The organism is Gemmatimonas sp. (assembly GCF_031426495.1).
GTDB lineage: Bacteria > Gemmatimonadota > Gemmatimonadetes > Gemmatimonadales > Gemmatimonadaceae > Gemmatimonas.
On the sequence record NZ_JANPLK010000080.1, the window covers coordinates 154,342 to 170,422 of the forward strand.

At 64.4% G+C, this 16,081-nt stretch carries 12 protein-coding genes; 6 read left to right on the plus strand and 6 right to left on the minus strand.

What is annotated here, in order from left to right; translation table 11 throughout:
- Positions 1 to 19 precede the first annotated feature (19 nt).
- Positions 20 to 3,769 carry a TonB-dependent receptor gene (locus tag RMP10_RS20620; RefSeq protein WP_310571970.1) on the minus strand — a complete coding sequence of 1,250 codons (3,750 nt, stop codon included), beginning with the start codon at positions 3,767 to 3,769 and terminating at the stop codon, positions 20 to 22.
- Positions 3,770 to 3,975: 206 nt separating this feature from the next.
- Entirely contained in the window at positions 3,976 to 4,956 is a 981-nt protein-coding gene (gene murB, locus RMP10_RS20625) for a UDP-N-acetylmuramate dehydrogenase (protein ID WP_310571971.1), read from the minus strand.
- A 76-nt stretch (positions 4,957 to 5,032) separates the two neighbouring features.
- Here murB and RMP10_RS20630 point away from each other — a divergent pair, with 76 nt between their 5' ends.
- From RMP10_RS20630 to RMP10_RS20655, 6 genes are all read left to right on the plus strand, one after another.
- Positions 5,033 to 6,469, plus strand: a complete 1,437-nt coding sequence (locus tag RMP10_RS20630) for a pitrilysin family protein (protein ID WP_310571972.1) — start codon at positions 5,033 to 5,035, stop codon at positions 6,467 to 6,469.
- Positions 6,470 to 6,492: 23 nt separating this feature from the next.
- Positions 6,493 to 7,830 (plus strand): pitrilysin family protein, encoded by a 1,338-nt coding sequence (locus tag RMP10_RS20635; protein WP_310571973.1) that lies wholly within the window; start codon positions 6,493 to 6,495, stop codon positions 7,828 to 7,830.
- On the plus strand, positions 7,773 to 8,591 hold the full coding sequence (locus RMP10_RS20640; RefSeq protein WP_309669603.1) for a DUF429 domain-containing protein: 819 nt from the start codon (positions 7,773 to 7,775) through the stop codon (positions 8,589 to 8,591). Before RMP10_RS20635 ends, RMP10_RS20640 begins: the two co-directional genes overlap by 58 nt.
- Positions 8,592 to 8,654: 63 nt before the next feature.
- Positions 8,655 to 10,172, plus strand: coding sequence for a Gfo/Idh/MocA family oxidoreductase (locus RMP10_RS20645; protein WP_310571974.1), 1,518 nt, complete (start codon positions 8,655 to 8,657; stop codon positions 10,170 to 10,172).
- Positions 10,172 to 11,641, plus strand: a complete 1,470-nt coding sequence (locus RMP10_RS20650; RefSeq protein WP_310571975.1) for a M20/M25/M40 family metallo-hydrolase — start codon at positions 10,172 to 10,174, stop codon at positions 11,639 to 11,641. The genes RMP10_RS20645 and RMP10_RS20650 overlap by 1 nt, the downstream gene beginning before the upstream one ends.
- 7 nt (positions 11,642 to 11,648) lie before the next feature.
- Complete coding sequence (locus RMP10_RS20655; RefSeq protein ID WP_310571976.1) at positions 11,649 to 12,485, plus strand: D-hexose-6-phosphate mutarotase; 837 nt, start codon at positions 11,649 to 11,651, stop codon at positions 12,483 to 12,485.
- Here the strand turns inward: RMP10_RS20655 and RMP10_RS20660 are convergent.
- The 4 genes from RMP10_RS20660 to RMP10_RS20675 form a co-directional block, all read right to left on the minus strand.
- Positions 12,466 to 14,079 (minus strand): M20/M25/M40 family metallo-hydrolase, encoded by a 1,614-nt coding sequence (locus RMP10_RS20660; protein ID WP_310571977.1) that lies wholly within the window; start codon positions 14,077 to 14,079, stop codon positions 12,466 to 12,468. The two genes, RMP10_RS20655 and RMP10_RS20660, sit on opposite strands and share 20 nt — an antisense overlap.
- Positions 14,080 to 14,161: 82 nt before the next feature.
- On the minus strand, positions 14,162 to 14,443 hold the full coding sequence (locus tag RMP10_RS20665; protein WP_310571978.1) for a hypothetical protein: 282 nt from the start codon (positions 14,441 to 14,443) through the stop codon (positions 14,162 to 14,164).
- Positions 14,440 to 15,210 (minus strand): SRPBCC family protein, encoded by a 771-nt coding sequence (locus tag RMP10_RS20670; RefSeq protein WP_310571979.1) that lies wholly within the window; start codon positions 15,208 to 15,210, stop codon positions 14,440 to 14,442. Before RMP10_RS20670 ends, RMP10_RS20665 begins: the two co-directional genes overlap by 4 nt.
- A 40-nt stretch (positions 15,211 to 15,250) precedes the next feature.
- Complete coding sequence (locus RMP10_RS20675; RefSeq protein ID WP_309669596.1) at positions 15,251 to 16,030, minus strand: DUF4397 domain-containing protein; 780 nt, start codon at positions 16,028 to 16,030, stop codon at positions 15,251 to 15,253.
- Positions 16,031 to 16,081: the final 51 nt, after the last annotated feature.

The following is a 16,081-nucleotide window of genomic DNA, read 5'->3' on the forward strand; positions in this document are numbered from 1 at the left end:
CGTTGTGATGAGAAATGAACTACCGTCGGATTTCGATCGTCTGCGCGCCGCCGCCCATACCACCGGCCATGATCATCGCGCCACCACCGGGAAGCATCATGCCGCCACCGCCGCCCGCTGTCGCCGAACGGATGGACTTGAGATAGCGATCATCGAGCGCACTGGCCACGAATGGCGGCAGCTTGCGACGCTGCGCATCGGTCAGCACACCCTTCACCGCTGGCGCGTACTTCCGCAAAATGTCGATGCTCGCCTCACGCGCCTTCACGTACTGCACGTAGATATCATCGTGATCGTAGCGCTCGGGGAGGTCGGCAAAGCGTTTCGAGATCGGCGCCCAGATCGAGTCGAGGCGTACGGTGTAACGGCGATTCATGGTGGCCAGGCTGTCGGCCTGATCCGACGACAGCTTGAGCGTGTCCTGATCGCGCAGAATCGTGGCCAGCGGGTTCGGCACACCTCCGTTGCCAAACTGCGCCTTGATCATTGCTTCGCCCGCCTTAGTGCCCTTGGTGCGCCGCCCGCGATCGAGTGACTGCGTGAGGACCTGCCGCTCGCGCGTAGGGCCGATGTCATAGCGCAGCTGGGCCGTGATCGTGACCGGCGTGCGGAAGCTGTTGAACTGCGGGTTGGTGGCACCGAAGCGCTGGTTCACTTCATAAGTGTAGCGCTTGCGGCTCGCGTCGAAGCCGCGCACGTACAGCAGCGACTGATCGAGGAATGGTTGCTGTCCCCAGCCGCGCAGATTGTTCTCACCGTGCAGCATCAGATCGGCTGCGCCGAGCGGATTCGACACGTTGAACGACAGGTTGGCGCGCTGCGGCAGGCGCAGCTTGATCGGATTGAACGAGATCGACAGGTTGGCCGAGCTCACCCACGGACCCTGACAGCTGTTGCGCGCCGCCAGATTGCCCAGCTGCGACGACAAGCAGGCTCGTGCCACGCGCGAGCCGTTGTTCATCAGCGCCTGCATACCGGCCGCTGTGGCCGCGTCACTCGAGGCCGGGTTGAACACGAATGCGCGGTCGTTGCCGAAGCCATCACCGTTCACATCGCCGCCGATGGTGGGCGTGAACGGTGTGCCCGAGCGGAACTGACCGAACCAGCCAAGTCGGATGAAGTCGAACGCGTTATAGCTCAGGTTGTACGTGATCTGATGACGCGAATCGAACGACGAACGCGACCAATTCACCGCCAGCGGATCGCCGGCCGTGCTGGTGAATCCGCGGAACTGCTCGCGCACGTTCGAGTAGGTGTAGCTCATGCTCCAGCTGAAGTTCGTGCTGAAGTTGGTCGGTGACAGTCGCACACTGCCTTGCGCGCTGCGTGAGTTCAGATCGCTGCGCTGCTCGGTCACACGTTGAAACTGCGTGGCCACGCGTCCGTCACCTGCCGCGATCGCGCCAGTGAGCGGAACGATGCTGGTCGGCAACACATACACCGGCCGGCCATCCTCGTTGTCGAGTGTGAAGCGCTGCGCGCCGGCGAAGTTGCGATCCACGAAGCTCGACTGCCGCGTGTTCAGCGAGTACGTGGCATCGAAGCTGGCGTTGAAGCGATTCCACAGCACTGGTCCCGACCAGCTCAGGTTCGAGCGCAGGCTGCTCGGCGCCGCGTAGTCCTTGGCAAACAGCGTCACGTTCGGCGCGCCGTTGGAGAACACGGTGCCGGTGCTGCCGTCGGCGCACCGCGTGGGAATGAGTGCCGGATTGCCGTAGGCGTTCCAGTCGGGATTCGGCGTGGCCTGCCCCACGCAGGCGAGCTGCTGGATCGCGCTGGCCAGGCCGGTGTTGTCGATGGCCGATCCCACCAGCGTGGCCTGTGGCGTATTCTGAAATACGCCGATGCCACCGCGAACTACCGCGCGCGGTCCACGGAACGCGCCATCGAAGGCGCCGATCTGCGGACCGGTGCCGTACTGCCACGAGAAGCCCACCCGCGGGCTCACGAACACGCCGTTCGGCACCAGGTCGTTGCGCACACCGAGCAGTCGCTCCACCTCGGTGTTACGCGATGGGGCGTCGAGAAACTGGTTGGCGTCGACTCGCACGCCGTACTGAAACTGCAGGCGATTGGTGCGGCGATACGAATCGCCCAGCGAGATCGCACCCACCATCATGCTGGAGTTGCGCTCGCGCGGCGATAGTGTGCGGGTGAACGAGAGGGGAATGCCGGCCTGCAGATCGGCCAGCGAGTTGTACGAGAATGTGCCCAGTCGATTCACCGTCTGATCCTGTGACGATGCGTCGCGCCGCATCTCGGTGCCAAGCTTCAGGCGGTGCTTGTTGTTGGCACTGAACCACGAGAGCGTGTTCACCGCCGACACGCTGTTCGACGTCTGCGACGTGCCGAGGAATTGATTGCCGCCGAAGGCGAGATTCTGCACGCCGTTGGTGCCGTCGACGAACTTCGAGTTCACCCGCACGCGCCCGCCCGGTAGATCCATATACGGCGAGCCATCGTTCTTCGACACGCTGATGCCGCCCGAGGTCTCGGTGAGAATGCCGATGCCCCGCAGCATGAAGTAGCCGCTGTGACGCCCCTGAATGCCGGCGTTCAGCGAGGTGCGCTCGCCGCTGGTGGTCGGCAATGCCGTGGTCAGCGGCGACGCTGGATTCTGATTGTTCCAGCTGCCGTTGAAGGTCAGGTTGTACGCTGACCCACTGGTGCTCGATGGCGGCGTGAAGTCGATGGCGCCGAACACCGAGCCCTGGTCGGCCAGACGGCTGGACGGCAGTCCGCTGTATCCGATCGGTACGCGGCCATTCTGCAGAATGCCCACCAGTCGCTGTACCGAGTCGGCCGCGACTCCCGACGCCTGCAAGCCGGTGCTCGACGTGTTCAGCAGCGTTTGCAGATCGTTGCTGCGACGACCCAGCTGAAACGACACGTTGTAGAACGCCTTGTCGAAGATGAGCGGTCCCGACACCGAGCCACCCAACGATCCGTTGCTGTACTCCTGCCCATTCGCGCGTGCGGCCGCGTCGGTCCACTGCAACGGCGGCGCATCACCTACGAAGCTCAATCCTCGGCTCGCGAAGTTCGAGCCCGGACGCGTGCGCAGACTGAACTGACCACCGGAGAACCCACCGCGCGACACGTCATACGGCGAGGTGATCAGCGAACTCAACACGCTTGCGTCGCGCGGCAATCCCGCGCCGCCGAACATCATGCCGTTGAGCGTGGTGTTGTTCTGGTCCGCGCCAAGTCCGAGCACCGAGAAACCGTTCGCGCCGCCATCCTGACCGGGCACGAGCTGCACCCCCGGCAGCGTAGCGGCCATCGCGGCGAGGTCGCCCATCTGATCGGGTGGCAGTGCGCTGTTGTTCGAGATCACTCGCTCGGTGCCGCCCACATCCTGCTGCACCTCGTTGCGCGACACCTTCTCGCGCGCCGCCGTGACTTTCACGGCGTCGAGGACGGCACCGACTTTCGAGAGCTTGGCGTCGGCGATGAGAATGTCTTCGTCGGCACCGCGCTTTACCTCGAAGCGCTTTACGCCGTAGCCGAGCGCGGTCACGGTGACCATGTAGTCGCCATCGCCACCGGGGAAGGTGACCGTGAAGCGGCCGGTGCGATCGGTGCGGGCCGTACGATTCACGTTGCCGGAAATCGACGTGACGACGACGGCGACGTTGTCGAGCGGCTCATTTTCGGTGCCGGTGATCCGGCCGCGGATCACATCCACCTGCTGGGCCGCGGCGGGCGCAATCGCGGCCGAGAGGCTCAGGCAGAGCAAAGTGGCAAACTGCAGAAAACGACGAAGCACGTCGGGGAGGGATCGGAGGGAACGGGCAGGGCGGGTCCTCACGCTACGGACCACGTCTCATGTGCGTTTCGACACAGTTCCCGAACTAATCGTTTCCTCTGCGATCTCTGCGCCCTCGGCCACTCTGCGTGATCGGTTCCCAACCGGTCGACAATGAACAGATCACGCGGAGGCGCAGAGAGCGCAGAGACCGCAGAGCAGACCTTCTAGAACTCCCCGATAAACCCAACCTCGGGATGTAGTTCGTAGCCGAATCGTTCTTTCACCGCCGCCTGCGCATGCGCCACCAGCGCCCGCACGTCGGCCGCGGTGGCATGGCCGAGATTGACCAGGATGTTGGCGTGGATGTGCGAGATCTGGGCATCGCCCACGCGGAAACCCTTGAGGCCGCACTGATCGATCAGACGGCCGGCGCCCACCCCTTCGATCTTCCTGAAAATCGAGCCGGCGCTGGGGTGCACCTGCAGCCACGGGTGTCGCGAGCCGCGCCACGACAGGTTCTCCTGCAGGATCTGGTGCAGGCGGGCCGGATCGGCCTTCGTGAGCTGGAACGTCGCGCTCAGCACCACGTCACGCCGATGGTGAAACACGGTGTCGTCATAGCCGAACTTGATGTACTCGGCATCCACGACCCGACGATGGCCTTCCTCGGCGAGGATCTCGCACCGGTCGAAGACTTCGGCGATGAACATCGTCCGTTCGCGCTCGGGAGCCGGCGACAGAAAATGCAGGTTCTGCCAGAGCGCGCCACCCACGGTGCTCGGGATGCCGATGTAGTGCTCGAGTCCCGACCAGCCGGCCCGCACGGTATCGAGCACCAGGTCCTGCATGACAGCGCCGCTTTCGGACCACACCGCTCCGGTCGCCGAAATCGTGTGAGCGGCGGCGGCGTTTCGGATTACCAGCCCGCGGATGCCGCGATCGCCGATCAGGACATTTGCCCCCAGCCCGAGCACGAACCACGGCACGCCCGCCCACCTCGCGGCGGTGATCGCCGTTGCTAGTTCGTCCGCCGTCTGCGCCTCGAAGAGCACGTCGGCGGGACCGCCAATACGAAACGTGGTGTACGGGGCAAGCGGTGCACTGCGCTGCAATCGGCTGCGGTCGAGCGGCGCGGCCACAGCGGCGTCCGCGGCTGCGTCGACCGACGCCGCAACGAGCGCGCTGGCAATCTGGCTGGGAGTCATGCCGAAAGATTCCCCGCAGCAGGTCCGTACGCCATCGTTCGGGTGATACCGCTCCCCCTTCCTCTTCCGACGTCGCATGCCCGCACCCTTCGGCGCCCGGCCGTCCCTCCGGCACCTCGTCACCGCCGCCCTGCTCGCGGTGGCTATCCCAGCGGCCACGCCGCCGCTGCTTGCGGCGCAGTCACGCGCTGAGCTGACCAAGGTGGTGCGCCGCAAGGTGCTCACGAACGGCATGGAAGTGATCGTCGTGGAGAACCACGGCGTGCCCATCGCGACGCTGGAAATCGATGTACGGAACGGGGCGTTCACGCAGAGCCCTGAGTACGCCGGCCTCGCGCACATGTACGAGCACATGTTCTTCAAGGCCAACAAGGACTTGCCCGACGCCGAGGCCTTCAACGATCGCGCCGCCGAGCTGGGTGCGGTGTTCAATGGCACGACGCAGGAAGAGCGCGTGAATTACTTCCTCACGTTGCCGGCCGATTCGGTGGCCGGTGGACTGCGGTTTCTGGCCAGCGCGCTGATCAATCCAAGCTTTCGCGAAGACGAGTTGAAGCGCGAGAAGGAAGTGGTGCTGGGCGAGTACGATCGTAACGAAGCGCAGCCCGGTTTCGCCTTTCAGCAGAAGGCCACGGAGTTGCTGTATCCCGGTCAGTTCAGCCGGAAGAACACCATCGGCGATCGCACCGTGATCGCCAACGTGACGCCGGCGCAGATGCGCGAAATTCAGCGCAAGTACTATGTGCCGAACAACAGCGCGCTGATCGTGACCGGCGATGTGGATCCGGAGAAGGTGTTCGCGTTGGCCGAACAGGTGTTCGGCGCGTGGCCGCGCGGTGAGGATCCCTTCAAGGCTGATCCGATTCCGCCCATTCCCGCGCTCGATGGCAACAAGGCGCACATTAGCGAAGAGCCCATCAACGCCGTGGCCGTGCTCATACAGTGGCAGGGTCCGAGTGTCGGCAAGGATCCGGGCGCGACGTTTGCGGCCGATGTGTTCAGCGACGTGCTGAATACGCCGGGCTCGACGTTCCAGAAGAATCTGGTGGACACCGGACTGTGGCAGGGTGTCGGGGTGAACTACTACACGTTGAATCAGACCGGTCCGATTTCGATCAGCGGACAGACCACACCGGACAAGTACCGCGCCGCGATGGCCGCGTTGGAGCGCGAGATCGCGCGCTTCACCGATCCCACGTACGTGACCACCCGCGAGCTGGAAGCGGTCAAGGCCCAGCGAACCGTGTCGAGCGCGTTCGGCATCGAGAAAGCCTCGGAAATCGCGCACACCATCGGCTTCTGGTGGAGCGTCTCCAACCTCGACTACTTCATCGGCTACACGGATACCATGGCTCAGCAGCGCATCACCGATCTTCTGCGATACACGACCACGTACATCGCGGGAAAGCCGCGTGTCATCAGTGTGCTGCTGTCCAGTGAAGCGCGCCGCTCGATCGGGCTCACGGAAAAGGAACTGCTGACGCCGGTGACGCGTCCGGTGGTGAGACCGTGAAAAAACAGTATGGAGTCGGGGGTATGGGGTACGGGGTACTGCTGGCGGCAGGGGTGATGATGCTGACGGCGGCGCCATTGTCGGGGCAGGGGGCGGTGAAGAAGCCGGCGGTGACGTCGCCGACCGATACGCTCACGTCGAAGTTCGATGTCGCCGGCATTCCGGTCATTCTGCGTCGCGTGAGCGCGAACAACGTCGTCGCGGCCAACCTCTATCTGTTGGGTGGTACGCGGCAGCTCAGGGCGGCGAATCAGGGCATCGAGACGTTGCTGCTGGAAGCGAGTGAACGCGGGACCGCCAAGTATCCGCGCGATCTGCTCCGCACGAAGATGGCGCAGTTGGGCAGTGCGATCGGCGTTGGGGCGAATGCCGATTGGACGACGATCAGTTTGCGCGCCACGACCACTGGACTCGATAGCACGTGGGCCATTCTAGCCGATCGGATCATGGCGCCGCGGCTCGATCCGGCGGAAGTGGAGCTGGTGCGCGAGCAGTTCGTGACCGCGACGCGTCAGCGCAAGGACAGCCCCGATGCGTTGCTCGATTACCTCGCCGATAGCATCGCGTTCTCCGGTCATCCGTACGCGCTCGAGCCCACGGGCACCGAGCAGTCGCTCACGTCAATCACCACCGCCGACCTCAAGGCGTATCACGCGTCGCAGTTCGTGACGTCGCGCATGATGCTGGTCGTGGTGGGTAACGTGTCGCGTACCAAGGTGGAGAAGCTCGTGCGCGAAACGCTGGGACGGATGCCGAAGGGCACGTACGCGTGGGCGCTGCCCGAACCGCCGGCGGAACTGCCCAGTGCCTACGTGGTCGAGAAGCGCACGCTGCCCACCAACTATCTGCAGGGATACTTCCACGGTCCGAAAGCCACCAGCAAGGACTATCCGGCGCTGCGGCTGGCCTGCGCGGTGCTCAGTGGCCGGTTGTTCGCCGAAGTGCGCGGTCGTCGCAATCTCACGTACTCGGTGAATGCGCCGTTCGTGGAGCGCGCGTTCTCGCTGGGCGGGTTGTATGTCACCACCACGCAGCCAGACGAAGTGCTCACCATCATGCAGCAGCAGATTACGTCGCTGCGCGAAGGCACGATTACCACCGACGGACTCGATCGGCTGGTGCAGCAGTTCATCGTGACGTACTTCCTCGATAACGAAACGAACGCCGACCAGGCGAACATGCTGGCGCGCGCCGAGTTGTATCAGGGCGATTTCCGTCGCGCGGCGCAGTTTGTGGAAGAACTCCGCGCCGTCACGCCGGAGCAGATCCAGCAGGCGGCCCGTACGTACATGGGGAAGGTGCGGTGGGCCTACGTCGGCGACCCATCCAAGGTCACGCCGGCGCGGCTGCTGCGCTTCTGACCAGTCTCCTGACCAGTCTCCCGACCACGCCGGGTCGTGGTGTCGCACTCTCGGTCGATCTGGCGTACGTGGATTACCGTGATATCGGTGTCGCGCTGGTCACCTACGACGACGGTGGTGGCAAGCACGACTCGCTGACGGCGCGCGCATTCGATGTGCCGCTCAGCGGCCGCCCATCGGTGGCGGCGCTGGCCTCGTGGCTGCGCGAGATGGTCGAGACGCACGACGTGCGCTGCCTGTGCATCGATGGCCCGCTGGGATGGCGATCGCCCGATACCGATTCGCCGCATTGCCGACTCAGCGAGCGCGCCGTCCGCGCCCCCGGCAAAACGGGGCTCCCGCCCGACGGCGTGAAGCCGCGCACATACCTCGGTTTCACCACGTTCTCGATCGCGCTCTTCGAATCATTCCTGTCGTCGGCCGACTGGGCGCTGCCCGGCGATCCCGCCGCCGTACCGACGGCCCGCGTGGTCACCGAAAGCTTTCCCACCGCCGGATGGCGTGCGCTCGGCCTGTCGCCACTGATGGCCAAGGGACGCGCGTCGGTGGCTGACGTGCAGGACGCCGGCGTCCGACTACTGGCGCGTACTGGCATCACGCTCGAGCAGGTACGCACACACGATCAGTTGCAGGCCGTCGTCGGTGGCATCGCTGGTGCCTGGTGGGCCGCCGGCCGAACGAGTCACGTGCAATTGGCCGGTGCCGCACCATTCCGCCTCGACGGAAGCTGGCGCGAGGGATATATCATGATTCCAGCATAGCTGTCGCAGACGCAGCGCCCGAGTCCCGTGTGCGTTGCCCTTGTACGACTCCCACCGCCTCCCATGTCGAATCCCTACTCCCGTCGTGACTTCGTGTCCGACAGCGCCACGCTCGCCTTCGGCGCGATGATCGTGCCGCGTGCCGTGCTCGGTGGCCCCGGCTATCGCGCCCCCAGCGCCAAGCTCAACATCGCCTGTGTCGGCATCGGTGGCATGGGTATGAGCAACATGTCGCAGATGCTCACCGAAAACATCGTGGCGGTGTGCGACGTGGACTTCGCGTACGTGGAGCGCTCGCTCGACGGGCGGCTCAAGCCGCGTACCGGCGAGCCATCAGCGCAGAATGTGCAACTTGGCGAGGCCTACAAGAACGCCACGAAGTACACGGATTTCCGCGTGATGCTCGACAAGCAGAAGGACATCGACGCGGTGCTGATCGCGACGCCCGATCACCTGCACGCCACCATCGCGCTGGCCGCGATGTCGCTCGGCAAGCATGTGTACGTGCAGAAGCCGCTCGCGTATTCCGTGCATGAAGTGCGACTGCTGCAGAAGGCGGCCGCGGCCAATCCAAAGCTGGCCACGCAGATGGGCAATCAGGGCCACTCGATGGAAGGCTCGCACCGCATCAGCGAGATCATCAAATCCGGCATTCTCGGCAAGATCCACGAAGTGCACGTGTGGACCGATCGCCCGGTGCGCTATTGGGCGCAGGGCATTCCGCGCCCGCGCGCGGCGAATGCGCCGGCCCCGACGAATCCACCGAACCCTCGCCCGCAGTGGAACATGGGCACGGTCGACAACGCGGTGCGTTCGGCGATGGCGGCCAATGATTCGTCGATGCCGCCGGGACTGAACTGGGATCTGTACCTCGGCCCCGCACCGGAGATCGCCTATCACCCGGCGTACCATCCCTTTGCGTGGCGTGGCTGGCTCGACTTCGGCGTCGGCTCGCTGGGCGACATGGGCGCCCACCTGATCGATCAGCCGTTTACGTCGCTTGGCCTCACGTATCCCACGTCGATCTCGGCGTCGTCCACGCCGTGGGGTGGCGGGGCGCAGAATCCGGCCACGTATCCGATGGCCACAATGGTGCAGTACGACTTCCCGAAGGTGGGTAAGCGTGATGCGCTCAAGCTGTACTGGTACGACGGTGGCTTGATGCCGCCGCGTCCGGCAATGCTTCCCGACGAAGTGCCGATGAACAACCCCGGCAGCGACGGCGGCGGTGGTGTCTTCATCGGCGAGAAGGGCATCATGTTCTACGAGACGTACGGCAACAAGCCGCGCATCTTCCCGGAAGCGATCGCCAAGAAGGCCGAGCAGGTGCCGGTGACGCTGCCGCGCATCACGGTGTCGCACGAGCAGAACTGGATCCAGGCGTCGAAGGGCGAAGCGCAGTCAAGCTCGCCGTTCTCGCAGGCGTCGCCGCTCACCGAAACGATGTTGCTGGGGATGGCGGCGTTGCGCGCGGGGCAAGGCCGCAAGGTGATCTATGATAGCGCCGGGATGAAGTTCACCAATGCGCCCGACGCGGATCAGTTTCTTACGCGCGTGTACCGCAAAGGATGGGAGCTCTAGTGCGCCGTGTAGCCGTGGCGCTCTCGCTCGTCGCCAGCGCCGTTGTCACAACGTCGATTCAAGCGCAGGGCACGTCGCCCTATATCGTTACGACCGCGGCGCCGGCCGGGTTTGATCGCGCGCTGGCACAGCGGGCGTCGCTCGAGCATCTCACTAAACTCATCGCGCTGAACACGCAGAATCCGCCGGGTAATGAGATGCTCACGGCGCGCTACTTCGACGCGATCTTCGCGCAGATCCCCGGTGTCGAGCGACATGTGCTCGATGCCGGGAATGGACGCGCCAACTTCGTGGCACGACTGCGCGCGGTAAATCCCACCAAACGACCGGTGCTCATCATGGGCCACATGGACGTGGTCGGCGCCGACAGGACCAAGTGGAATACGCCGGCCTTCATGGCGACGATTCGCGACGAAGGTGGTGTGTCGTACCTGTACGGTCGCGGTGCCATCGACGACAAGGGCATGCTCGCCACGGCGACGGCGGCCATGCAGCAGTTGGCCACGCAGCGCGCCTCACTCGACCGCGACATCATCTTCTTGGCCACGGCGGCCGAGGAAGGCGGGGATGAAGTGGGTATCGATCGAGTGATCGAGAAGCACTTCGATCTCATCAAGGATGCCGAGTTCGCGCTCAATGAAGGCGGGCGCGTGCGGGTATCCGATGGCCGCGTAATGTCGGTGAACATCCAGACCACCGAGAAGATCTCGTACAACGTGGTCGCCACCGCCAAGGGGCCGAGTGGTCACGCGTCGGTGCCGCTGCCGCAGAACGTGCTGGCGGCGCTCGCCCGTGCGGTGTCGCGTGTGCACGAATGGAAGTCGCCGGTGAAGCTGAACGAGACGACGCGATTGTATTTCGCGCGCCTCGCGCGAATCGAGAAGGATCCGATCATGAAGGCGGCCATGCTGCGCGTGTCGTCGCCCACGGCGTCGAAGGTGCAGATCGACGCGGCCGCGGCGATTCTGTCGCGCGAGCCGCTGCACAATGCGGTGTTGCGCACGGGCCAGTCGCTCACGCTGATGAACGGTGGTATCCGTTCGAATGTGATTCCGAGCGAAGGCACAGCGACCTTCAACGTGCGCGTGCTGCCCAACGACGATGTGCGCACAGTCGTCGCGGCCTTCAACACGGTCGCGAAGGAATCGCAGGTCACATTTGCGCTCACCGGTGACCCGCGTACATCACCGCCGGTGTCGCCGGTGTCGGCCGCGCTGTATCAGGCGATGGAGTCGTCGGCGACGGCGATGGTGCCGACTACTACTGTCATTCCGTTCATGAGTACGGGCGCCACCGATGGTGCCGCGCTGCGCGCGAAGGGCATTCCCACCTACGGCATTCTGCCGATGCCGTTGCCGATGGTGGATGAGTTGCGCATGCACGGCGACAACGAGCGGGTACCGGTGCCGGCGCTGGGGTGGGCTGCTGAATTCCTGTATCGCACGCTGCAGCGTGTGACTGCGAAGTGAACGCGACGTGAGTCGGGCCGAGGACGCCCCGTCGGTCGAACTGCGTGCACCCGACGGGGCGTTTGCGCGCGTGTATCTCGACGGCGCGCATGTGACGTCGTGGGTTCCGGCGCGATCGTCGGTCGATCGGCTGTTCGTCAGTCGGGAGGCGCAGTACGGGCCCGGCTGCTCGATCCGCGGCGGCATTCCCGTGTGCTTTCCGCAGTTCGGTGCGTTTGGTCCGATTGGTCATCACGGGTTCGCGCGACTCAGCCGGTGGACCGTGGTGGCGCAGGATGAGATGCAGGGCGGTGCTCGCGTCGTCCTGCGGCTCACCGATACCGACGCATCGCGCGCCGTGTGGCCGTTCGCCTTTCAGGCCGACCTCTCGGTGCACGTGGCTGCGGCGGTGCTCACGGTGCAGCTCACCGTGACCAATACCGACTCGCAGGCGCTGTCGTTCACGGCCGCGCTGCATCCGTACTTTACGGTTGAGAACGCGCTCACGACGACGGTCAGCGGACTGAGGGGCTGCCGATATCGCGATGCACTCCGCGACGGGGTCGAGTTCGACGAAGCAGCTGACGTTCTGCCGATCGACGGACACATCGATCGCGTGTACTTCGCGACACCCGATGTCATCGAGATGCGGGAGCCGAATCGTACGCTCCGCATCGAGAAGCGTGGGTTTCCGGAAACGGTGGTGTGGAATCCCGGTGCGGAAGGCACGCGCACCCGGGCAGACTTTGCTGATGGCGAGGAACTGCTGATGGTGTGCGTGGAGGCCGCCGTGGTGCGGCCTCCGGTGCTGCTGGCGTCAGGCGAACAGTGGGTCGGAACGCAGCTTATGACCGCGGTGCGCTAGCGGCCGGCTTGCGCGGAAACAGCGCGGAACGGTTGGCCGCGTGGTAGACAAATGAGGCGATCACGGCGGCATTGAGCTTCATGTCAGCATCCTGCACGCGCTCGTAGGTATCCATGTTCGAGTGATGCGTGCGGGTACCGTACTCGACCTCGTCCTGAATGAATTGGAAGCCCGGAATGCCGATACCGTCGAACGCCAGGTGGTCCGTACCGCCGGTGTTCGACAGCGTGGCCGCCTTCACGCCCTTGTCGTCGAAGGGCTTCATCCACGACTTGAAGATCGGGCCCGCCTCTGTGTTGCCCTGCTGAAAGACGCCGCGGATCGCCCCGGTGCCGTTGTCGAGATTGAAGTACACCGACACCTTCTTGCCCGCGTCCGTGAGTGAGTCGCGCGTGCCGAACTGCTGACGCACGTACGCACGCGAGCCCAGTAGCCCCTGCTCTTCGCCGGTCCACAGGGCAATACGAATCGTGCGCTTGGGCTTGAGCCCGGACGCCTTGAGCACGCGCATCGCTTCCAGCATCGCCGCCGAGCCGGCGGCGTTGTCGGTGGCGCCCGTCCCAGCGTGCCATGAGTCGAAGTGCGCGCCCAGCATCACCACTTCGTCCTTGAGTTGCGGATCGGTGCCCGGGATCTCGGCGATGATGTTGAACGAGGTGAGATCGTCGTCGTAGAAGCGATTGCGGACGTCGAGCTCGATCTCTACCGGCACGCCTTTCTCGACCGTGCGCAGCATGCGGCCGTAATGCTCGATGGCCACCACGATCAGCGGCGTCCCGTACGGGGTTCTCGGATCGCGTGACTGCCCGTTGTTGGTGAACACGGTGCCGCCGTCGCCCCGGCCCGGTTCGATCACTGCCGCGACCTGTTCGTCGGCAATGAAGGCCATTCGCCGAACGGTCGTGGCCTGCGTGGCGCGCATGGCGTCCTGCTGCCGCCTGGCGGCACTATCGGCGGCGGTGCGCGGTGCGGACGCGCGCGGACCCGTCGCGGCCGGTGCCGGCATAGGTGCGGCCTCGAGTTTGGCGAGATCGGCCTCGGTACGGCGCGCGGCCAACGGCTCGAAGCGGGGCGCAACCTCGCGCATCGGGGCCAGCATCACGACTTTGCCGGCCAGCTTACCGCGGTACTTCTCGAAGTCGGCATCGCCATCGATGCGCACGTAAACAAGTTCGCTCTTCACGAGCCCGTTGGTGCCCGGCGTCCACGCCTGCGGATAGCCGATCACGGCAAATGGTACGGGTGACGTGACCTGCGCGTAGAACTTCTCGTTGACCCAGCCGCGGCCAAAGGTGCCCCACGGCTCGATGCGCGGGTTGCTGAGCCCCCATGACTGCATTTGCTGCACCGTGTAGTCTGCGGCGCGCCGTGTGATTGGCGAGCCCGTCAGGCGGGGGCCATGCACGTCGGTGAGCCACGACATCATGGTCATGACCTGCGAGCGCTCGAAGGCCTCGGCCCGGATCTTGGCGATTGCGGCCATGTCCACCGGCTCGCCGCTCTGCGCGAGCGCCATGCGGCCGGCAAAAAGCAAGGGGACGAGCGGGAGCAGCGCCGCGCGGCGTCGTGCTGCCGCGGAGAGAAGAGGACGCATCAGAACACTCAGCAGAAGGTGGCAGGGGACGCCCGTCGCGCCACTGCGTTACGGGCGAACCAACCAATCTGCTGTCCGGTGCTCAGTCCTGCTCGCCTTCCGGTGTCTGGCGGCCTTTGCCATCGGGCGAGTCGAACATTCGCTCGCCATGCACTTCATCGTCGCGAGTGACGCCGGCCGCTCCTTTGAGCTCGTGACCAATCGCCGCGTCCTCAAGCTCCTCCGCCGAGCGAGGTTCGGCACCAAGCCCCATGTCAGCGTCGTCGGAGTGTTCGTCCACCACCAACCCGTCGGCATCTCGCACGACGTCCGCGTCCTGTGCCGGCGCCTCGTCATCGGACTTGGCGCGCTGAGGCGTCGTCATACGGACAACTCCGGTGTGATGCGCCCTTCGGCCATCTCCTTGAAGCGCTCGAGCGCCTTGCGAACCTGCCGATTCGGCGCCCGGCCAAACATGCGCGCCACCAGATCGCCGAACTTACCAGCAGGTGGTTGCGCCTCGAGTGTCACGAACACATCTGTGCCGCCATCCGACATTTCACAGAACATCACCGTGCCGTTGTTGGGCACCTGCGCCGGCTCCACGGTACGCCACGCGATCCACTCGTTCTCGCGCTCATCCACGATCTCGGCGTCCCACTCGACCTTCGAGCCCGCTGGTCCCGCCACCACCCAATGCGAATGCGTGGGCGAAATGACCTCGACGCGCTCGAGATGATCCATGAACAGCGGCAACCTGGAGAAATCGCGCCACATGGCAAACAACTCCTCTCGCGGTCGCTCAACGTACACGCTTTGACGCACACTGATTGAGCGCTCATGGTCGACCTCCGCCGGCACACCCGGTTCCACGTACTCCTTGGTCGAGACCCCGAGCATCGAATACGTCTTGCAGTGCCCTGACGCACCGCGGTACAGCATCTCGGCGCCTAACAGCGCCATGCCGTATCCCACGGTGCCACGTCGGCGTAAGCCGAACATGGTGAGAAACCCACCCGCGACTGCGGAGGCGATGCGCTCGGTAGCACCGACGTTCACGTAATCGGTTCTACCCTGCCGCGCAATCTCGCGGCGAAGGCGGCGATCATCCGATCCGTTGTGTTCCATCGAATTCAGAGTTTCACGTGCCATGAGGCGCACCCCTCCGTCGTCCGGTTCGGTTCTCATCAGATCAAGGCGCTTTCTTGAGCGAATCCAGCATCATCATCTTTGCATTGCTGATGGCCTGGTCGTCGATCACGATGGCTTCGACACGCTGTCCGGCCGCGCCCGTGAGCACCACGCTGTACGAATGACCTGCCTTGAAGTCCATTTCACGCTTCAGCAACTGCTTACCGTTGCCGTCGATGTTCACCGTCACCGTGGTCTTCACGGGATCGATGTTCTTAAAGCCGGCTTCCGACGTGAGATTCACATTGTCGAAGAACGGCTCCGTCATCCCGGCCATCACGACATCGATTTCGCCGACGCCATTGACACCATGGATGACGCGCAGGCGAGCCTTCGTGCTGTCGGTTGTGAGTTCATCCTTCAGCACGCGCAGACGCACACTGCCATTGCCTTCCGGCAACGCAACGAGCGAATAGCGCGAGCCGTCCATCATGATCTCGTTGTTCGACGCGATCGTGGTATCGCGGTCGCCGGCTTGCAGCCGGAACTTCGCGATGTTGTCCTTGAGCTCCGAATACGGCGTCACGGTCTTGAAACCGATGCCGCTGAACATGGCGCGATCGTCGACGCTTACCGACGCATCCTTGGCGCTCGGCAGTGCGTTGATCATGCGGACCATCGAAACGCCGCGACGGTCGGCGGCATCGGCGGACGCCGAGGCCAGACTGCCTTCGGCTGTGGTCGTTTCTACCGCCTTCGTGTCGGCGTCACTGTCACCTTTGCAAGCGGTGAGACCTGTCGCGAGCGACAGGAGCAGCAGTGTCTTGGCAGGTGTGTGCATTGATGGCTCCGAAATTCTAGGAATCGCAGGCCTTGGTGGCCTGCGATACAA

Bases quoted from the DNA above. Each gene is read 5' to 3' on its own strand.
- murB (WP_310571971.1), bottom strand. From the start codon at position 4,956: ATGACTCCCAGCCAGATTGCCAGCGCGCTCGTTGCGGCGTCGGTCGAC.
- RMP10_RS20630 (WP_310571972.1), top strand. From the start codon at position 5,033: ATGCCCGCACCCTTCGGCGCCCGGCCGTCCCTCCGGCACCTCGTCACC.
- RMP10_RS20635 (WP_310571973.1), top strand. From the start codon at position 6,493: ATGGGGTACGGGGTACTGCTGGCGGCAGGGGTGATGATGCTGACGGCG.
- RMP10_RS20645 (WP_310571974.1), top strand. From the start codon at position 8,655: ATGTCGAATCCCTACTCCCGTCGTGACTTCGTGTCCGACAGCGCCACG.
- RMP10_RS20660 (WP_310571977.1), bottom strand. From the start codon at position 14,079: ATGCGTCCTCTTCTCTCCGCGGCAGCACGACGCCGCGCGGCGCTGCTC.
- RMP10_RS20665 (WP_310571978.1), bottom strand. From the start codon at position 14,443: ATGACGACGCCTCAGCGCGCCAAGTCCGATGACGAGGCGCCGGCACAG.
- RMP10_RS20670 (WP_310571979.1), bottom strand. From the start codon at position 15,210: ATGGCACGTGAAACTCTGAATTCGATGGAACACAACGGATCGGATGAT.
- RMP10_RS20675 (WP_309669596.1), bottom strand. From the start codon at position 16,030: ATGCACACACCTGCCAAGACACTGCTGCTCCTGTCGCTCGCGACAGGT.